15 protein-coding genes are annotated in these 18,829 nt (G+C 72.2%); 12 read left to right on the plus strand and 3 right to left on the minus strand.

Going from position 1 to position 18,829, the window contains the following annotated elements; all coding sequences use genetic code 11:
- Positions 1-29: 29 nt before the first annotated feature.
- Positions 30-1,118 carry a glycoside hydrolase family 18 protein gene (locus BMW85_RS16030; protein ID WP_091082021.1) on the minus strand — a complete coding sequence of 363 codons (1,089 nt, stop codon included), beginning with the start codon at positions 1,116-1,118 and terminating at the stop codon, positions 30-32.
- A 117-nt stretch (positions 1,119-1,235) separates the two neighbouring features.
- On the opposite strand from BMW85_RS16030, the gene BMW85_RS16035 reads away from it, so the two are divergent.
- From BMW85_RS16035 to mug, 6 genes are all read left to right on the plus strand, one after another.
- Positions 1,236-2,150: an LLM class F420-dependent oxidoreductase gene (locus BMW85_RS16035; RefSeq protein WP_091082023.1), complete on the plus strand. Its 915-nt coding sequence runs from the start codon at positions 1,236-1,238 to the stop codon at positions 2,148-2,150.
- A gap of 46 nt (positions 2,151-2,196) precedes the next feature.
- On the plus strand, positions 2,197-3,702 hold the full coding sequence (locus tag BMW85_RS16040) for a 3' terminal RNA ribose 2'-O-methyltransferase Hen1 (protein WP_091082024.1): 1,506 nt from the start codon (positions 2,197-2,199) through the stop codon (positions 3,700-3,702).
- A complete protein-coding gene (locus BMW85_RS16045) occupies positions 3,686-6,148 on the plus strand; it encodes a polynucleotide kinase-phosphatase (protein ID WP_091082026.1) in 2,463 nt (820 codons plus the stop codon). The genes BMW85_RS16040 and BMW85_RS16045 overlap by 17 nt, the downstream gene beginning before the upstream one ends.
- Positions 6,149-6,216: 68 nt before the next feature.
- Positions 6,217-7,620, plus strand: coding sequence for a sugar porter family MFS transporter (locus BMW85_RS16050; RefSeq protein ID WP_091082027.1), 1,404 nt, complete (start codon positions 6,217-6,219; stop codon positions 7,618-7,620).
- A 117-nt stretch (positions 7,621-7,737) separates the two neighbouring features.
- Positions 7,738-8,250: a hypothetical protein gene (locus BMW85_RS16055; protein WP_091082029.1), complete on the plus strand. Its 513-nt coding sequence runs from the start codon at positions 7,738-7,740 to the stop codon at positions 8,248-8,250.
- 45 nt (positions 8,251-8,295) lie between these two features.
- Entirely contained in the window at positions 8,296-8,799 is a 504-nt protein-coding gene (gene mug, locus BMW85_RS16060; protein ID WP_350772352.1) for a G/U mismatch-specific DNA glycosylase, read from the plus strand.
- On the opposite strand, the gene BMW85_RS16065 is transcribed toward mug, so the two are convergent.
- A complete protein-coding gene (locus tag BMW85_RS16065; protein WP_091082033.1) occupies positions 8,796-9,749 on the minus strand; it encodes a CAP domain-containing protein in 954 nt (317 codons plus the stop codon). The two genes, mug and BMW85_RS16065, sit on opposite strands and share 4 nt — an antisense overlap.
- Before the next feature lie 426 nt (positions 9,750-10,175).
- On the opposite strand from BMW85_RS16065, the gene BMW85_RS16070 reads away from it, so the two are divergent.
- The 6 genes from BMW85_RS16070 (at position 10,176) to BMW85_RS16095 (ending at position 18,070) form a co-directional block, all read left to right on the plus strand.
- Complete coding sequence (locus BMW85_RS16070) at positions 10,176-11,939, plus strand: ABC transporter substrate-binding protein (protein WP_091082034.1); 1,764 nt, start codon at positions 10,176-10,178, stop codon at positions 11,937-11,939.
- Positions 11,940-12,002: 63 nt separating this feature from the next.
- Positions 12,003-12,998, plus strand: a complete 996-nt coding sequence (locus tag BMW85_RS16075; protein WP_091082036.1) for an ABC transporter permease — start codon at positions 12,003-12,005, stop codon at positions 12,996-12,998.
- Complete coding sequence (locus BMW85_RS16080) at positions 12,995-13,879, plus strand: ABC transporter permease (RefSeq protein WP_091082037.1); 885 nt, start codon at positions 12,995-12,997, stop codon at positions 13,877-13,879. Before BMW85_RS16075 ends, BMW85_RS16080 begins: the two co-directional genes overlap by 4 nt.
- Positions 13,876-14,817, plus strand: a complete 942-nt coding sequence (locus tag BMW85_RS16085) for an ABC transporter ATP-binding protein (protein ID WP_091082039.1) — start codon at positions 13,876-13,878, stop codon at positions 14,815-14,817. Before BMW85_RS16080 ends, BMW85_RS16085 begins: the two co-directional genes overlap by 4 nt.
- Complete coding sequence (locus tag BMW85_RS16090; RefSeq protein WP_091082040.1) at positions 14,817-15,692, plus strand: ABC transporter ATP-binding protein; 876 nt, start codon at positions 14,817-14,819, stop codon at positions 15,690-15,692. Before BMW85_RS16085 ends, BMW85_RS16090 begins: the two co-directional genes overlap by 1 nt.
- Before the next feature lie 11 nt (positions 15,693-15,703).
- Positions 15,704-18,070, plus strand: a complete 2,367-nt coding sequence (locus BMW85_RS16095; RefSeq protein ID WP_091082042.1) for a glycoside hydrolase family 2 protein — start codon at positions 15,704-15,706, stop codon at positions 18,068-18,070.
- Here the strand turns inward: BMW85_RS16095 and BMW85_RS16100 are convergent.
- Positions 18,060-18,776: a DUF6879 family protein gene (locus tag BMW85_RS16100; protein ID WP_091082043.1), complete on the minus strand. Its 717-nt coding sequence runs from the start codon at positions 18,774-18,776 to the stop codon at positions 18,060-18,062. The two genes, BMW85_RS16095 and BMW85_RS16100, sit on opposite strands and share 11 nt — an antisense overlap.
- Positions 18,777-18,829: the final 53 nt, after the last annotated feature.

Below are 18,829 nucleotides of genomic sequence, written 5' to 3' on the forward strand. Positions count from 1 at the left end.
GGAATTGTGACGGTAAGGGGATCCTATAGTCAGGGTACGGCCCCGCGCAGAACGGCCGCGGCCTCCTCATCGGGCTCGGCCCCGCGCAGGGACAGCCAGGCGAGGCCGTGGCGGACGGCGTACGCGGAGAGGGTGCGGGCGTCCTGCTCGCTCAGCTCGGACCCGTCGGCGAGCACGAGCGTCAGCGCGACGTGCCGCCAGGCGCCGTCCTGCTCCGCCGTCGCCTGGGCGCGGGCGATCTGCGCCTCGGCCAGCCGCACGGCGTCGGCGAGCCGGGACAGCCGGCCGGAGGGGGCCGTTCGCGGCTCCAGCCCGGCCAGCAGGTTGACCGTGCCGACCTCGGCCCCGGCCTGACGGGCGGCCTTCAGCGCCGCGACGCAGGACGCCTTCAGCCCGGACGCCGTGAGCGGCGCGGTGAAGCTGACCTGCAGCCGCCGCTCCCGCTGCAGGACCCGGAGCGCGCGGGCCCGGCGCGCCGCCGTCGCGGCGCTCTCGCCCCCGGCCGGCAGCTCGAAGTCGACGGCGGAGACGTCGAAGGCGCCCACCACCCGCCGGTAGGCCGCGGCGAGCGCGCGCGGCTCGGCGCAGCGGGCGGCCGGGTCGGCGCCGCCCGCGCCGCCGAACGACGGAGCGGCGTCGCCGCCGAGCGCCCTGAGCCGCCCGATCCTGTTGGCCACCTCGTTGACGCCGGGGTCCATGAGCGTGCCGCCCGGGCCGGCCCAGGCGGGGGAGCAGCCGTCGGCGCCGCCCGCGACGAGGTGGCCGAGCAGGTAGTGGAGCACGCCGGTGCGCAGGGCCGCGGCCGGCAGGTCGAACTCGCTGTCGGCGGCGGTGTCGACGTACTCCACGAAGCCGGGCCCCAGGAAGCCGGGCCCCACGAGACCGGGCCTCTCGAAGGCGGGCAGCGGCGACTCGGCGACCGCGGCGGAGAGCTCCGGCGTGTGCCGGCCGAGGGGTGCGGCCCGGGAGCCGTGCGGCGCGGGCGGCGGGGACGTGGCGACGGCGCTCGCGGGCGGCAGCAGCCGGACCGCGACGACGGTGGCGGCCACGAGCGCCAGCCCCGCGAGGATGGCGAGAGGGCGGGGGAGCAGGCCCGGCTCCCTCTGGTGCCGCGGCATAGAGCACTCCCCGTGTTCGATCGGCTACGTAGGGCGCTGGAGTGAACGCTAGCAAGCGGGGCGACGCGACGTGGCCCCTTTCCGGTTTGCGTCCGATGTGCGCTGATAATGGCTGACATGAAGCTGAGGATCTTCACCGAGCCCCAGCAGGGCGCCACCTATGACGACCTGCTCTCCGTCGCCCAGGCCGCCGAGCGGCTGGGCTTCGACGCGTTCTTCCGGTCCGACCATTACCAGCGCATCGGCGCGGGCGACCCCGGCGTCGGCTCGACCGACGCGTGGGTCACGCTGGCGGGCCTGGTGAGGGAGACCTCGGCCATCAGGCTGGGCACGCTGGTGTCGCCGGCCACGTTCCGGCTGCCGGGGCCGCTGGCGATCAGCGTGGCGCAGGTGGACCAGATGAGCGGCGGGCGGGTGGAGCTGGGCCTCGGCACCGGGTGGTTCGACGCCGAGCACACCTCGTACGGCATCCCGTTCCCGCCCGTCGGCGAGCGCTTCGGCCGGTTCGAGGAGCAGCTGGAGATCATCACCGGCCTGTGGACGGCGGAGGAGAGCTACTCCTTCGAGGGCAGCTACTACCGCCTGGCCGGCTCGCCCGCGCTGCCCAAGCCGGCGCAGCGGCCCCGGCCGCCGATCATCGTCGGCGGGTTCGGCGCCAAGCGCACGCCGCGCCTCGCGGCGACGTACGCCGACGAGTACAACGTGCCGTTCCGCTCGCTGTCCGACACCGGCGCGGCGTACGACCGGGTGCGCCGGGCGTGCGAGGAGGCCGGGCGCGAGATCGTGCTGTCGGCCGCGCAGACCACGGTGGTCGGCGCGGACCGGGCGGAGATCGAGCGGCGCGCGGCGGCCATCGGCGAGGACGCCGACAAGCTGCGCGAGAACGGCCTGTGCGGCACGCCGGCCGAGGTCGTCGAGCGGATCGGGCAGTTCGCCGAGCTCGGCGCCGAGCGGTTCTACCTGCAGATCCTCGACCTCGGAGACCTGGAGCACCTGGAGCTGATCGCGGCCGAGGTGCTGCCGCACGTGTAGGTAAACGGATGGCGGGCTTTCGCGGCGTTCCTGCACACTTGGGAGAGTGCTGCTGACGATCACGAACACCGCGAGGCCCGCCACCGACCTGGGCTTTCTCCTGCACAAGCACCCAGCGCGCGTGCAGGAGTTCCGCCAGTCGTCCGGCACGGCCACGGTGTTCTACCCGGAGGCGGGCGAGGAGCGCTGCACGGCGGCGCTGCTGCTGGAGATCGACCCGGTCGCGCTGGCCAGGGCACGCGGCAAGGGCTCGCCCGACTTCAGCCTGTCGCAGTACGTCAACGACCGCCCCTACGCGGCCTCCTCGCTGCTCGCCGTGGCGCTCGGCGAGGTGTTCCGCACCGCGCGGGCGGGGCGGTGCGCGGCCCGGCCCGAGCTGCCGGGCACGGCGCTGCCGCTGGAGCTGACGCTGCCCGCGCTGCCCTGCCGGGGCGGGCCCGACCTGGCCCATCGGCTGTTCGAGCCGCTGGGGTGGGAGGTCGAGGCGCGGTCGCTGCCGCTCGACGAGGGTTTCCCCGAGTGGGGTGAGTCCCGTTACGTCCGGCTCGTGCTGCGCGGCAGCGTACGCGTCGCCGACGCGCTCAACCACCTGTACGTGCTGCTGCCGGTGCTCGACGACGGCAAGCACTACTGGATCGCGCCCGACGAGGTGGACAAGCTGATCCGGGCGGGGGAGGGCTGGCTGCGCGGGCATCCGGAGCGAGGGCTCATCACCCGCCGCTACCTGGGGCGGCGGTGGTCCCTGGCGCGTACGGCGCTGGCCCGGCTGGCCGAGCTGGGCGACGAGACCGAGGAGCACCTGGAGCCGGCGCTCGCCGAGGACGCCCCGCCCGAGGCCACCGCCGCCGACGAGGCCGCCGCCGCAGAGGCCGAGGCCGCGGAGGCCGAGGCCACGGGGGCCGAGGCGGCGGCGAGCGAGAAGGCGGCGGAGCCGGAGGTCAAGGTCAGGTCGTTGAGCGTGCGGCGGCGGGAGGCGGTCCTGGGCAAGCTGACCGAGCTGGGCGCGACGAGCGTGATCGACCTGGGCTGCGGCCAGGGAGAGCTGGTCGGCGCGCTGCTGTCGCGTCCGGCGTTCACGCGGGTCGCCGGTATGGACGTCTCCCCGCTGGCGCTCACCATCGCCGCCCGCAGGCTGCGCCTCGACCGCATGCCCGACGCCAGGCGGGCCCGCCTCACCCTCTTCCAGGGCGCGCTCACCTACACCGACAAGCGCCTGTCCGGCTACGACGCCGCCGTGCTCATGGAGGTGATCGAGCACGTCGACCCGCCCCGCCTGGCGGCGCTGGAGCGTGTCGTGTTCGGCCACGCCCGCCCCCGGCACGTCGTCGTCACCACGCCCAACGTCGAGTACAACGTCCGCTACGCGTTCCTGACCGGCCTGCGCCACCCCGACCACCGCTTCGAGTGGACCCGCGCCGAGTTCGCCGCCTGGGCCCGCCGGGTGGCGGCCGAGCACGGCTACACGGTGGCGTTCGAGCCGGTCGGCGACGACGACCCGGAGGTCGGCCCGCCGACCCAGATGGGAGTGTTCACCCGTGATCAGCGTTCCTGAGCTGTCGCTCGTGGTGCTCGTCGGCGTCTCCGGCAGCGGCAAGTCGACGTTCGCGCGCCGGCACTTCAAGCCGACGCAGGTGATCTCCTCCGACTTCTGCCGCGGCCTGGTCGCCGACGACGAGAACGACCAGGCGGCCACGCCGGCGGCGTTCGACCTGCTGCACCACATCGTGGGCGTGCGGCTGGCCCGCGGGCTGCTCACCGTCGTCGACGCCACCAACGTCCAGCAGAGCGCCCGCGAGAGCCTGGTCGCGCTGGCCAGGAGGCATCACGTGCTGACCGACGCGATCGTCCTGGACGTGCCGGAGCAGGTGGCGATCGCGCGCAACGCCGCCCGCCCCGACCGCGACTTCGGCCCCGGCGTGGTGATCCGGCAGCGCAAGGACCTGCGCCGCTCGATGGGCAGGATCTCCCGCGAGGGGTTCAGGAAGGTGCACGTGCTGCGCGGCGCCGAGGAGATCGACGCGGCGGCCGTCGGCTACGAGAAGGCGTGGTCCGACCTCACCCACCTCACCGGGCCGTTCGACGTCATCGGCGACGTGCACGGCTGCCGGGCCGAGCTGGAGGCGCTGCTGGCCCGGCTGGGCTGGCAGGGCGTGCGGCATCCCGAGGGCCGTACGGCGGTGTTCGTCGGCGACCTGGTGGACCGCGGCCCGGACACGCCGGGCGTGCTGCGCCTGGTCATGGACATGGTCGAGGCCGGCACCGCGCTCTGCGTGGCCGGCAACCACGAGCAGAAGCTGGTGCGCGCGCTCGACGGCCGCAAGGTCAGGATCGCCCACGGCCTGCGGGAGTCGCTGGACCAGCTCGCCGCGCAGCCGCCGGAGTTCGTGGCGCGGGCGAAGGCGTTCATGGACGGCCTGCTCAGCCACTACCGGCTGGACGGCGGCCGGCTCGTGGTCGCGCACGCCGGGCTGAAGGAGTCCTACCACGGGCGGGCCTCCAAGCGGGTGCGCGCGTTCGCCCTGTACGGCGACACGACCGGCGAGACCGACGAGTACGGCCTGCCCGTCCGCCTGCCGTGGGCCGAGGAGTACCGCGGCCGCGCCATGGTCGTCTACGGGCACACGCCCACGACGCGGCCCGAGTGGGTCAACAACACGATCTGCCTCGACACCGGCTGCGTCTTCGGCGGCCACCTGACCGCGCTGCGCTACCCGGAGCGGGAGCTGGTCCAGGTCCAGGCGGAGAAGATGTGGTACGAACCCGTCAAGCCGCTCGGCACCGGACTCGCCCGCGACCCCGGCACGCTGGACCTCGGCGACGTGATCGGCACCCGGCACGTCGAGACCCGCCACGGCGGCCGGATCAGGATCGACGAGTCCAACGCCGCCGCCGCCCTGGAGGTCATGAGCCGCTTCGCGGTCGATCCGCGCTGGCTGGTCTACCTGCCGCCGACGATGGCGCCGCCGGAGACCTCCCGCCTCGACGGCTACCTGGAGCACCCGCACGAGGCGTTCGAGGAGCTGGCCGCCGCCGGCGTGCGCGAGGTCGTGTGCGAGGAGAAGCACATGGGCTCGCGGATGGTGGCGGTGCTGGCGCGTACGCCGGAGGCCGCCGCGGCCCGCTTCGGCGTGCGCGACGGCACGTGCGGCGCGGTCTACACCCGGACCGGGCGGCCGTTCTTCGCCGACACCGGACCGCTGACCGAGCGGCTGCGGGCGGCCTGCGCGCCGCTGTGGGACGAGCTCGGCTCCGACTGGGTGGTGCTCGACTGCGAGCTGCTGCCCTGGTCGGCGAAGGCGGGCGAGCTGATCAGGAGGCAGTACGCCTCGGTGGGCGCGGCCGCCCGCGCGGCCCTGCCGGAGGCGGTCGCGGCCCTGGAGGCGGCGGCCGGGCGCGGACTGGATGTGGGCGAGCTGCTGGCCCGCACCCGCCGCCGCTCCTCCAACGCTGCCCTGTTCCGCGAGGCGTATGCGCGCTACTGCTGGCCGGTGGACGGCCTGGAGGGGGTCAGGGTGGCCCCGTTCCAGATTCTGGCCTGCGAGGGACGGGCCACGGCGCTGGAGCCGCACGCCTGGCACCTGGCCACGCTCGGCAGGCTGGACGCACCGCTGATCGCCCCGACCCGGCACGTGTTCGCCGACCTCGACTCGCCCGCGTCGCGGGCGGCGGCCACCGAGTGGTGGGAGTCGCTGACGGCGGCCGGCGGCGAGGGCATGGTGGTCAAGCCCGCGGTGCACGCGCCGGGCCGGGTGCAGCCGGGGATCAAGGTGCGCGGGCGCGAGTACCTGCGCATCATCTACGGCCCCGACTACACCGAGTCTCTGGACGTGCTGCGCAGGCGCTTCCTCGGCAAGAAGCGCTCGCTCGCCCTCCGCGAGCACGCGCTCGGCCTTGAGGCGCTGTCGCGGCTGGCGGACGGCGAGGCGGCCTGGCGGGTGCACGAGCCGGTCTTCGCGGTGCTGGCGCTGGAGTCCGAGCCGGTGGACCCACGCCTCTAAAGGTTGGGTAAGGGCCCCGATGGGTCCCTGACGTGCGGGTAGTTCCCGGTGACGGGGAAAGGACCTGCATGGCCACTCAGCACACGCATCAGGAGCACCTGAGCTTCGTCGTGTTCATCACGGCCGCCGCCGCGATCGGCGGGTTCCTGTTCGGCTATGACAGCTCCGTCATCAACGGCGCGGTCGTCGGGATCCAGCGGCACTTCCAGGTGGGTCCGGTGGAGACGGGTGTCGTGGTGGCGGTCGCGCTGCTGGGCTCGGCCGTCGGCGCCTGGGTCGGTGGCGGGCTGGCCGACCGGTGGGGCCGTACGCGGTCGATGCAGGTGGCGGCGCTGCTGTTCGCGGTCAGCTCGATCGGGCAGATGCTGCCGTTCGCCATCTGGGACCTGGCGTTGTGGCGGGTGGTCGCGGGCTTCGCCATCGGCATGGCGTCGGTGCTCGGGCCCGCGTACATCGCCGAGGTCGCGCCGCCCGCCTACCGGGGGCGGCTCGGCTCGTTCCAGCAGCTCGCGATCGTGCTCGGCATCGCGGTCTCGCAGCTCGTCAACTACGTGATCGCGCGGCTGGCGGGCGGCGAGGTCAACAACCAGCTGTGGCTGCTGCAGGCGTGGCAGTGGATGCTGGGCGCGTGCGCGATCCCGGCGCTGCTCTATTTGACGTTCGCGCTGGTCATCCCCGAGTCGCCGCGCTACCTGATCATGGCGGGCAAGCCGCGGCGGGCGCGGGAGGTGCTGGCCGAGGTCGAGGGCGAGGACGTCGACCTCGACGCGCGCATCGCCGAGATCCAGCACGTGGTGCGCACCCAGCGGGTGCCGGGGCTGCGCGACCTGCGCGGGCCCGCGCTCGGGCTGCTGCCGATCGTGTGGACCGGCATCGTGCTGTCGGCCTTCCAACAGCTCGTCGGCATCAACGTGATCTTCTACTACTCGTCGGTGCTGTGGCAGTCGGTGGGCATCAACCAGAGCGACTCGCTGCTGATCAGCTTCTCCAGCTCGATCATCAACATCATCGGCACGTTCATCGCGATCTCGCTCGTGGACAGGATCGGGCGGCGTCCGCTGCTGCTGATCGGCTCGGCCGGCATGGCGCTCTCGCTGGCCACGGCGGCGTGGGCGTTCAGCGCTCCCCGCGTGAGCAGGGGCGGCGCGGTCACGCTGCCCGATCCGCAGGGGCCGATCGCGCTCGTCGCGGCCAACCTGTTCGTGCTGTTCTTCGCCCTGTCCTGGGGTGTGGTGGTGTGGGTGCTGCTGGGGGAGATGTTCCCCAACCGGATCCGGGCCGCCGCGCTCGGCGTCGCCGCCGCGGCGCAGTGGCTGGCCAACTGGGCGATCACGGTGTCGTTCCCGGCGCTCGCCGCCTGGAACCTCCCGCTCACTTATGGGGCGTACGCGCTCTTCGCGGCGCTGTCGTTCGTCTTCGTGCTCCGGCGGATCAGAGAGACGAAGGGCCGCAAACTTGAGGACATGGGCTAGCCCCTGCCGATAACGGCCGTCCTGGGGCGCCAACCATTGTGCCTGCCCGGGCCAACCTTCCTACGGAACGCAGCGTCACACGTACCGTTCGTGTTCGTCGCTTCCAGGGAGCCCCCCATGCCCAGTGCGAAAAAAGGATGCGGCTGCCTCGTCGCGGCCGTCCTCGCCGTCGTCGGCGGCTGCAGTGCGCTGTTCGGCGGCCACGCGGCCGGCCGCGACCCCGCCGCGGACAGCACACCGGCGGTCGCCCTGACCGCGCCTCCCGCCACGCGCACTCCCCGGCCCGTCGCCGACCTCGACGGCGACGGGATCGCGGACCGGTACGACCGCGACGCCGACGGCGACGGGGTGACGAAGAGCCGCGACCGGGACGACCGGGACCCCGGGAAAGGGGCACGCGCGCCGCGCCGGACCCGGACGCCGGAGCCGCGCCGGACCGGAACCACCTCGGCCCGGACCTCCGAGCCCCGGCGGACCCGGACGGCCGCGCCGCGGACCCGGCCGAAGCGTGAGCAGCCGGCCCCGGTCGTGGCGGCGCACCCCGGCGGCTTCTGCGGCACCCCCGGCGCCGTCGGCGTCGCCTCCAACGGGCGCACGTACGTCTGCCGCGGCGGCCACTGGCGCCGCTGACGGGCGGCGCGGCCGACCACCGGAGAATGCGGGCTAGTGTGTGGCGTGCTCGACGACGTCCTTGGTCCCTCGCCCGACGTGGTGTTCTGCGGCATCAACCCCGGCCTCATGTCCGCCGCCACCGGGCACCACTTCGCCCGGCCGGGCAACCGGTTCTGGCCCGCGCTGCACCTGTCCGGGTTCACGCCCCGGCTGCTCGCGCCCGCCGAGCAGCACCTGCTCCCCGAGTACGGGCTCGGCATCACCAACCTCGCCCCTCGCGCCAGCGCCAAGGCGTCGGAGCTGACGAGGGAGGAGCTGGTCGAGGGCGGGGCCGCGCTGGCGGCGAAGGTGGCCGGGCTGGCGCCGAAGGCGCTCGCGGTGCTGGGCGTGTCTGCTTACCGCACCGCCTTCCTGCGGCCCAAGGCACGGATCGGGCCGCAGGAGGAGACGGTGGGCGGGGCCAGGGTGTGGGTGCTGCCCAACCCGAGCGGGCTCAACGCCCATTGGACCCTGGCCGGGATCGCGGACGAGATGCGCCGCCTGCGATCCTCGCTCGCCCTGCCCTAGCGGGCCGCGAAGTCCTGCGTCCAGTAGATGCGGCCCTGGGCGTTCTTGGCGGCGCCGACCCCGATGAGGTTGTAGCGGCAGTTCAGGATGTTGGCCTTGTGGCCGGGGCTGTTCATCCACGACTCCATGACGGAGGCGGGCGAGGACTGGCCGAAGGCGATGTTCTCGGCCCAGGCGGAGCCGCCGGTGAAGCCGGCCGCGCGGATGCGGTCGGTGAAGTTCCGGCCGTCCTTCGAGGTGTGGCTGAAGTAGTTCTGCTTCGCCATGTCGTCGGAGTGGCCGAAGGCCGCCGCGCGCAGTTGCGCGTCGTGCGTCAGGGGGCCGCAGCCGGCCTTGGCGCGCTCGGCGTTGACCAGCCTGACGACCTCGTTCTCCTCCGCGCTGCCCACGGCGCCGCCGGGCGGGTTCGTCGCCGGCGGGTTCGACGCGGTGGGACCGGCGGTCGGCCTGGTCGTCGGCCTGGTGGTCGGCCTGGTCGTCGGCCTGGTGGTCGGCCTCGTCGTCGGGCTGGTGGTCGGCGTCGGGGAGCCGGTGGCGGAGCTCGTGGGCGTCGGGGTGGGGGTGGCCGAGTCCGGGTCGCAGGTGAGCCGGACCGCCCGCGACTTGACCGTACGGCCGCGGTAGTCGGTGGCGGTCGCGTAGTACGTGCCGGGCCGGCAGTCCAGGGCCACGCTGAGGCGGCCGCTCCTGGTGGCGCCGCTCTTGACGACCGGGTCCTTGCCGGGGACGGCCCGCAGGATGCGGACGCGTACGAGGGAGGGGGAGAAGCAGCCGCGGCGGGCGGCCGAGGAGACGATCTTCAGGGCGTTCCCGCTGAGCCTGGGCTTGGTGACGGTCACCCGGCAGGCCGACTGCGACGTGGTCGCGGTCGCGGCCTCGGCCGCGGTGGTCGGCGCGCACAGGGCGGCGACGCTCACCAGGCCGGCAAGGACCCCAAGGGGTCTACGCATAGGGGGGTTCCTCCAGTTGCGATGGACGCTGGATGGCAAGGCATTCTGTCGGGGCCGCAACCCATTTGTCAGCCATTTCGCGACATTTCCGTGATGTTGCAGGTAAACCAAAGGGTCTCTTGGGGCGTCTGTGGCGGCTCCGCGCCCCTCTGGGGCCCTCCCGTGCGTGGTCCTTTCCGGCTGTCCCAAACCGGGTTACCGAACCGGTTAGGCAGCGGGTTGAGAGCGCTCCCGTCCCTGACGTCTCGAAAGCGTCACGGCTATTGACGGGAGCGACACGTGGAATTTACGTTCGCGGTACTTATCCGGTTCAGCAAACCCCAGCGCTCGCGGCGGGAGCCCGTTCGGCGTCAGCCTTGGGAGCGCTCCCACAGGTAGGTGCTCGTAGGAACCTTCGCGCCCCCACGCGAAGGAAGGAGAGAAGCGATGCGTAACCGGCCTAGGAAGATCATCCCGCTCCTCGCGGCGGGCCTGCTCGCCGTCACGGCCTGCAGCGGCGGCCCCTCCACCCCGACCGGCCCCGCCCCCAGCCAGGGCCAGAGCCAGGGCGCGCCGGCCGACGCCGACCCGAACCAGCTCCCTCGCGGCGAGACCCTCTACACCACCGGCACCCAGTGGGGCCCGCCGGCCAACTTCAACCCGATCAGGGAGTGGGACTCGGCCGTCGGCACCAAGGGCCTGGTGTACGAGTCGCTGTTCCACTACGACACCACCGCCGCCAAGCTCACGCCCTGGCTGGCGGAGAGCGGCTCGTGGACGGACGACACCACCTACGAGATCAAGCTGCGCCCCGGAATCAAGTGGTCCGACGGGCAGCCGTTCACGGCCAAGGACGTCGTCTTCTCCTTCGAGCTCGGCAAGATGGAGACGATTCCGTACCACAACCTGTGGAACTGGCTGCAGAAGGCGGAGGCGGTCGACGACCAGACCGCGCGCTTCACCTTCTCCACGGCCAACTACCAGGAGTGGGACTTCATGCTCTACACGCGCACGATGGTCCCCGAGCACATCTGGAAGGACCGGTCCGAGAAGGAGGTCCTGGACGGGATCAACGAGAACCCGGTCGGCACGGGCGCGTACAAGTTCCTGAGCAAGGACCAGGACCGCGTGACCCTGCAGCGCCGCGACGACTGGTGGGGCAAGACCGCGCTCAACATGGAGCCCAAGCCCCGCTACATCGTCGACATCGCCACCCCGAGCAACGAGGTCGCGATGGGCCTGCTGCTGCAGAAGGGCCTCGACCTCAGCAACAACTTCCTGCCCGGCGTGGCCAACCTGGTCCAGGGCAACTTCGGGCTGACCACCTACTACAACGAGCCGCCGTACATGCTGTCGGCCAACACCGCCTGGCTGGTGCCCAACACCGCCAAAAAGCCGATGGACGACCCCGCCTTCCGCAAGGCCCTCGCCTCCTCGATCGACGTCAAGAAGATCGTCGAAGGCGTCTACGGCAACCTCGTCAAGGCCGCGAGCCCGACCGGCCTGCTGCCGCAGTGGGACAAGTACGTCGACCAGGACGTGGTCGCGAAGTCGGGCTTCGCCTTCGACGCCGCCAAGGCCAAGAAGCTGCTCGCCGACGCCGGCTACAAGGACGGCGACGGCGACGGGTACGTCGAGAACAAGGACGGCTCCAAGATCAGCCTGTCCCTCATCGTCCCGTCCGGCTGGACCGACTGGATGGAGTCGGCCCGCTCGATCGCCGCCAGCGCCAAGGCCGCCGGCATCCAGATCACCCCCGACTTCCCGGACTTCAACGCCCTGGTGGAGAAGCGCGGCAAGGGCGACTTCGACCTGGTGATCAACAACGAGCGGCAGCTGTCGAACTCGCCGTACACGTACTACGAGTACCTGTTCCAGCTGCCGATCCAGAAGCAGCAGAACACGGTGAACTTCGGCCGCTACGAGAACAAGAAGGCCTGGGACCTCGTCCAGCAGCTCGACCAGGTCAAGACCGACGACACCGCCGGCATGCAGAAGATCATCTCCCAGCTCCAGCAGATCCACCTGGACGACCTGCCGGTGATCCCGCTCTGGTACAACGGCCTCTGGGCGCAGTCCAGCACCTCGGTGTGGAAGAACTGGCCGGCCGAGGCCGGGAGCGCGCCGAAGACCCCCGCCGTGATGTGGCGCAACTGGCTGGAGCTGGGCGGGTTCGAGACCCTCACCCAGATCCAGCCCGCCGCCTCCTAGCCGGACCCTCGAAGCCCCCGCTCCCCGGCGCCGGGGAGCGGGGCCCTCACGGAGACAGATCACGTGCGTCGATACTTCGGCAGGAAACTGCTCATCTACGGGCTGACGTTCTTCGTCGCCGTCACGGTCAACTGGATGATCCCGCGCTTCATGCCGGGCGACCCGGTCGCCAGCATGGTCGCGCGGGCCAACGTCACCAAGCCCGAGGCCGTCGAGGCGATGCGGGCCTACTACAACAACCTCTTCGGCCTGGACCAGCCGCTGCTCACCCAGTACGCCAACTTCTGGGGCGCGCTGCTGCGCGGCGACTTCGGCACCAGCATCTGGCTGTTCCCGACGCCGGTGAGCCAGGTGATCGGCGGCGCGGTGCCGTACACGCTGGCGCTGGTCGTCCCGTCGGTGCTGCTGAGCTGGGTCGTCGGCAACCAGTTCGGCGCGTACGCGGCCCGCCGCAAGCTGCTCGACAACACCGTCCTGCCGGTCGGCTACGTGCTGACGGCGATGCCGTACATGTGGCTGGCGGTGCTGCTGGCCTGGGCGCTCGGCGTGATCGCCGGGCTCTTCCCGGTGGCCGGCGGCTACAGCTTCTCCATGCGCCCCAACCTGTCGTGGACGTTCTTCCTCGACCTGCTGCACCACTGGACGCTGCCGTTCCTGTCGCTGTTCCTGGTGGCGCTGGGCGGCTGGGCGATCGGCATGCGGAACATGATCATCTATGAGCTGGAGTCGGACTACTCGACCTACCTGTCGGCGCTCGGCGCGCCCGCCCGGCTCATCCGCAGATATGCCTTCCGCAACGCCGTCCTGCCCCAGATCACCGGCCTGGCCCTGCAGCTCGGCGTGCTGGTGGCCGGCGCGCTGGTCACCGAGATCGTCTTCGCCTACCCGGGTCTCGGCAGCCTCATTCTCAAGGCCATCCAGAACAAGGACTTCTTCCTCCTCCAGGGCGCGTTCCTGTTCATCGTGCTCGGCGTGCTGATCGCCAACTTCATCATCGACATCGTCTACGTCGTGGTCGATCCTCGGACCAGGGCGGGAATGGCGGGTGCGCAGGCATGACGACGATCCAGGAAGCCGTGCCGCGCGAGCGGGCCGCGGTCCGGCGCGAGGCGCTCTACTTCGCGGTGCGCAACGGCAAGCTCATGACCGGCCTGACGATCGTCCTGGCGCTGCTCCTGCTGGGCCTGATCGGCCCGCTGTTCGTGGCCGCCGCGCCCAACGAGTACAGCGTCAAGGCGATGAGCCCGCCCACCGGCGAGCACTGGTTCGGCACCACCACCTTCGGCCAGGACATCTTCGCCCAGTTCGTGCACGGCCTGCGTGCCACCTTCGCCGTGGGCGTGGTCGGCGGCGGCATCGCCGCGGTCATCGGGATGGTCGTCGGCTTCGTGGCCGGCTACGTCGGCGGCCTGGTGGACGAGGTGCTCAACATGCTGACCAACATCGTCCTGGTCATCCCCAGCCTGGCCGTCCTGCTGATCGTCAACGCCTACCTGGGCATCCGCAGCGTGGCCGTGCAGGGCCTGTTCATCGGGCTGACGCAGTGGCCGTGGGCGGCGCGGGCGATCCGGGCGCAGACGTTCTCGCTGCGCACCCGCGAGTTCGTGGACCTGGCCAGGATGAGCGGGTCGGGCACCGGGCGGATCATCGCCAGGGAGATCGCGCCGAACATGAGCTCCTACCTGTTCATGACGTTCATCCTGCTCTTCGGCGGTTCGGTGCTCATCGCCTCGTCGCTGGACTTCATCGGCCTCGGCCCCACCGAAGGCGTCTCGCTGGGCCTGATGTTGCAGAACGCCAACCAGTGGAGCGCGCTCCAGTTAGGCATGTGGTGGTGGTTCGTGCCGCCGGGCGCCGCCATCACCGCCATCGTCGGCGCCCTGTACGTCGCCAACGTCGGCCTCGACGAGGTCTTCAACCCGAAGTTGAGGGAGACATGAGCCTTCAGGTCAGCGAGCTGAGGGTCCACTACCGGACGCTCAGGGGCGACGTGCGCGCGCTCGACGGCATGTCCTTCGAGCTCGGCGACGGAGAGATCCTCGGCCTGGTCGGCGAGTCCGGCTGCGGCAAGAGCACCCTGGGCAAGTCCCTCATCCGCATGGACGGCCGCATGCGGCACGTCGGCGGCCGGGTCGTGCTCGACGGGCGCGAGCTGCCGATCGCCGACGACCGGGCGATGAACGACTTCCGCTTCAAGGAGGTCTCCCTCATCCCGCAGTACGCGATGAGCGCCCTCAACCCCACCCGCAAGATCCGCAGGATGGTCGGCGAGCTGCTGCGCTCGCGCGGCGCCGCGCTCGACGCCGCCGAGCTGGAGCGCCGCATGGACCAGGTCGGGCTGCCGCGCGAGGTGCTCGACCGCTATCCGATCGAGCTGTCCGGCGGCATGAAGCAGCGCATGGTCATGGTCATCTCCACGCTGCTCGACCCGTCACTGCTCATCGCCGACGAGGTCACCTCCGCGCTCGACGTCTCCACCCAGAAGGCCGTCGCCCGCGCGCTGCTCGGCTTCCGCGACAGCGGCTACGTCAAGAGCATGATCTTCGTCACCCACGACATCGCGCTCACCCACCACATCGCCGACACGATCATGGTCATGTACGCGGGCCGCCTCGCCGAGAAGGCCCCCGCCGACGCGCTCGTCAAGGCGCCCCGGCACCCGTACACCAGGCTCCTCGTCGACTCGCTGCCCGAGGTCGGCGTCCGCTACGCCGAGCGGCGGCTGGAGGGCATCGCCGGCAGCCCGCCGTCGCTGCTCGACCCGCCCCCCGGCTGCCGTTTCCGCGCCCGCTGCCCGCTGGCCGGGGACGAGTGCGCAGAGGAGCCGCCCGTGGCCGAGGTCGCGCCCGGCCACCACGTCGCCTGCTGGAAGGCATGATGCTGAGACTCGACCACGTCACCAAGGTGTTCAGGATCGGCGCGTTCGGCGGCCGTACCGTCACCGCCGTCAAGGACGTCAGCTTCGACGTCGCGCCCGGCGAGGTCGTCTCCCTCATCGGGGAGAGCGGCAGCGGCAAGAGCACGCTCGGCCGCCTGATCCTCGGGCTCAGCCGGGCCACCGGCGGCACGATCACCTTCGACGGGCGGCCGGCGCGGGCCGGCAAGGACTACTACCGCGACGTCCAGGGCATCTTCCAGGACCCGTTCAGCTCGTTCAACCCGGTGTTCAAGGCCGACCGGGTGTTCGCGATGATCAAGGAGTCGTACCATCCCGGCGTGCCCGAGGGGGAGTGGGCCGAGCGGGTCCGTACGGCGCTGCGCGACGTGCGGCTCAACCCCGACCAGGTGCTCGGCAAGTTCCCCCACCAGCTCAGCGGCGGCCAGCTCCAGCGCCTGCTCATCGCCCGCGCGCTGCTGCTGGAGATCCGCCTGCTGGTGGCCGACGAGATCACCAGCATGCTGGACGCCTCCACCCGCATCGACGTGCTCAACCTGCTGGCCGAGCTGAAGACGCGCGGCCTCGGCGTGCTCTACATCACGCACGACCTGTCGCTCGGCAACTACCTGGCCGAGCGGACGATCGTGCTGCGCGAGGGCGCGGTGGTGGAGATGGGCCCGACCGGGGACGTCTTCGGCGACCCGCTCCATCCCTACACGCGGGAGCTGCTGTCGGCCGTGCCGCGCCTGCACGAGGATTGGGCCGACGCCGAGGACCCGGGCACCTGCCTCTACCACGAGCGCGGGGCCTCCGGCGGCCTGCTGGAGGCCGCCCCGGGCCACCTCGTCGCGTGCGCCCGGTCGAAGACCTGTTAAGGAGATCTCACTTGAACCACCGTCCGCTGCACGACGGCTGGACCCTGTCGTCGCGGGACGCCGCGGATCTCATCACCGGGGTCCCGGCCACCGTGCCCGGCTGCGTGCACACCGACCTGCTCGCCGCCGGGCTCATCGACGACCCCTACCTCGACGACAACGAGCGCCGGCTGGCCTGGATCGGCCGCAGGGACTGGACCTACCGGACCACGTTCGCCTGGTCGCCGGACGAGCACGAGCGTACGGACCTGGTGTGCCGCGGGCTCGACACCGTCGCCGAGATCACGCTCAACGGCGTGCGCGTCGGCGGCACCGCCAACCAGCACCGCTCCTACCGCTTCCCCGTCCGCCACCTGCTGCGCCACGGGGCCAACGAGCTGACGGTCACCTTCCGCTCCGCCTACGCCTACGCCGAGGAACAGCGGGCGGCGCTCGGGGAGCGGCCGGGCGCCTACGACGAGCCGTACGCGTTCATCCGCAAGATGGCCTGCAACTTCGGCTGGGACTGGGGCCCCACACTGGTCACGGCCGGCATCTGGCGGCCGATCGGGCTGGAGAGCTGGAGCGGCGCCCGGCTGGCCGAGGTGCGCCCCCTGGCCGACGCCGACGGGACGGTGCGGGTGCACGTCCGGGTCGAGCGCACCGCCGAGGGGCCGCTCACGCTGTCTGCCGAGGTCGCCGGGGTCACCGCCGAGCGGCGCATCGACGGCCGCTCGGCCGTGCTCGCGCTCAAGGTGCCCCGCCCCGACCTGTGGTGGCCGCGCGGCCACGGCGACCAGCCGCTCTACGACCTGACGGTACGGCTCGGCGAGGACGAGTGGCACGGCAGGATCGGCTTCCGCTCGGTGGAGCTGGAACGGGAGGCGTTCCGGTTCAAGGTCAACGGCAGCCCCGTCTACGTCAGGGGCGTCAACTGGATCCCCGACGACTGCTTCCCGTCCCGCGTGACGAGGGAGCGGCTGGCCGAGCGGTTCGGGCAGGCCCTCGACGCCGGCGTCAACCTGCTGCGGGTCTGGGGCGGCGGCCTGTACGAGAGCGACGACTTCTACGACCTCGCCGACGAGCTCGGCCTGATGGTCTGGCAGGACTTCCCGTTCGCCTGCTCCGCCTACCCCGAGGAGGAGCCGTTCCGGTCGGAGGTCGCCGCCGAGGCCCGCGAGAACGTCACCCGCCTGGCCCCGCACCCCAGCCTGGTGCTGTGGTGCGGCAACAACGAGAACCTGGAGGGCCACGCCGACTGGGGCTGGCGCGACCGGCTCCAGGGGCGGAGCTGGGGCGCCGGCTTCTACCACGACCTGCTGCCGGGCATCGTGGCCGAGCTGGACCCGACGCGGCCGTACTGGCCGGGCAGCCCCTACTCGGGCGCGCCCGGCCTGCCGCCGAACGACCCCGCCCGCGGCACCGTCCACATCTGGGACGTCTGGAACCGCGAGGACTACACGCGTTACGCCGCCTACCGGCCGCGTTTCGTCGCCGAGTTCGGCTTCCAGGGGCCGCCGGCGTACGCGACCCTGCGCCGGGCCTCCTCCGACGAGCCGCTGACCCCCCGCTCCGCCCACCAGAAGGCCGTGGACGGGCAGGAGAAGCTGCTGCGCGGGCTCGGCGGGCACCTGCCGCGGCCGGGCACGTTCGACGACTGGCACTACCTGACCCAGCTCAACCAGGCGCGGGCGGTGGCGTTCGGCGTGGAGCGCTTCCGCGCGCTCATGCCGCACACCATGGGCACCGTCGTCTGGCAGCTCAACGACTGCTGGCCGGTCACGTCGTGGGCGGCGGTGGACGGCGACGGGCGGCGCAAGCCGCTCTGGCACGCCCTGCGCCGCGCCTACGCCGACCGGATGATCACCATGCTGGACGGCGACCTGGCCGTGGTCAACGACGCCCCGCAGGCGTGGTCGGGCGAGCTGGAGCTGGTCCGGCGCCGGCTGACCGGCGAGCCGCTGGCCAAGGAGGTCGTCGCCGTGCACGTGGCCCCGCGCGCGGTGACCAGGGTGGCGCTGCCGCCGTCGGTGGCCGCCGCCGACGACCCGGCGCGCGAGCTGCTGTCGGCCCGGCTCGGCGCGGTCCGCCTGGTGCGTTTCTACGCCGAGGACCCGGCCGTCGCGTTCCCCCCGGCGGCCTGGGACGCCGACGCGACGCCCGAGCCGGACGGCTACCGGGTGACCGTCACCGCGCACACCGTGCTGCGCGAGCTGGCGATCTTCCCCGACCGGCTGGACCCGGCCGCGGGCGTCGACGACCAGCTCGTCACGTTGCTGCCCGGCGAGAGCGCGGTCTTCCACGTCACCACGGCGAAGGAGCTGGACGCCGCCGCGCTGACCGGCTTCCCGGTGCTGCGGTGCGTCAACGAGCCGGGCGGCGCGCTGTTCAGACCCTGAACTCCTCGGTGCGGTGCCCGTAGGCGGGCACCGCGGCCCGCATCGCGTCGGTGACGGCGGGCGGCGGCAGCGGCGCGATCTCGCGCTCGTGGAAGGCGAGCACGTCCTCGCCGGCGGCGAAGAGCGCGCGCACCGCAGCCAGGCAGGGGCCCACGACGCGGGCGTCGGTGATCCGGCGTCCGCCGCGGCAGCCGCCGTACTCGTCGTAGAGCACCTCGTACATGAGGGACGGGCCGAAGACGACCAGCTCGGGCAGCGGGTCGAGGTGCGCGACCCGGGCGGCCGGCAGCACCTTGCACGGCGATCCCGCGCGCGCCCGCACGGCCAGCACGTGCATCTCCCACTGCAGGTAAGCCGTGACGGGGAACTCCGCCACGCGCACCCGCCGGACCGGCACCCGGCTCATGAAGTAGCGGCGCAGCGGGTCCGCCATCTCCGCGACCAGCGCGAGGGAGCCCGCCCAGTCGCCGTCCATCATGGCCCGCCAGCTCGCCACGTCCGGCTCGTAGAAGGTCTGCGCGCGTTCCAGCTTCCACATCGGCTCGGCGGTCACGGCGTGGTCGCGGTCGAAGGCGGCGTGGTAGCCCTCCGCGTCGAGGACGAGGGCGTCGGCGTGCGCCACGGCGGCGAACGGGTCGCCCGCGACTCCCCGGGCCGGATCATGGCCCGGGTGCTCGACCGTGTTCGACGCGCCGTGCTCGGTCATGCGGCTCCCTTCGCCGGCTGGAGAACCCGCCCAGATCATCAATGGCGTCCCTG

The sequence above is a fragment of the Nonomuraea wenchangensis genome (assembly GCF_900111685.1).
GTDB lineage: Bacteria > Actinomycetota > Actinomycetes > Streptosporangiales > Streptosporangiaceae > Nonomuraea > Nonomuraea wenchangensis.

Bases quoted from the DNA above. Each gene is read 5' to 3' on its own strand.
- BMW85_RS16070 (WP_091082034.1), top strand. From the start codon at position 10,176: ATGCGTAACCGGCCTAGGAAGATCATCCCGCTCCTCGCGGCGGGCCTG.
- BMW85_RS16035 (WP_091082023.1), top strand. From the start codon at position 1,236: ATGAAGCTGAGGATCTTCACCGAGCCCCAGCAGGGCGCCACCTATGAC.
- BMW85_RS16080 (WP_091082037.1), top strand. From the start codon at position 12,995: ATGACGACGATCCAGGAAGCCGTGCCGCGCGAGCGGGCCGCGGTCCGG.
- BMW85_RS16085 (WP_091082039.1), top strand. From the start codon at position 13,876: ATGAGCCTTCAGGTCAGCGAGCTGAGGGTCCACTACCGGACGCTCAGG.
- BMW85_RS16050 (WP_091082027.1), top strand. From the start codon at position 6,217: ATGGCCACTCAGCACACGCATCAGGAGCACCTGAGCTTCGTCGTGTTC.
- BMW85_RS16100 (WP_091082043.1), bottom strand. From the start codon at position 18,776: ATGACCGAGCACGGCGCGTCGAACACGGTCGAGCACCCGGGCCATGAT.
- BMW85_RS16090 (WP_091082040.1), top strand. From the start codon at position 14,817: ATGCTGAGACTCGACCACGTCACCAAGGTGTTCAGGATCGGCGCGTTC.
- BMW85_RS16065 (WP_091082033.1), bottom strand. From the start codon at position 9,749: ATGCGTAGACCCCTTGGGGTCCTTGCCGGCCTGGTGAGCGTCGCCGCC.
- BMW85_RS16030 (WP_091082021.1), bottom strand. From the start codon at position 1,118: ATGCCGCGGCACCAGAGGGAGCCGGGCCTGCTCCCCCGCCCTCTCGCC.
- BMW85_RS16055 (WP_091082029.1), top strand. From the start codon at position 7,738: ATGCCCAGTGCGAAAAAAGGATGCGGCTGCCTCGTCGCGGCCGTCCTC.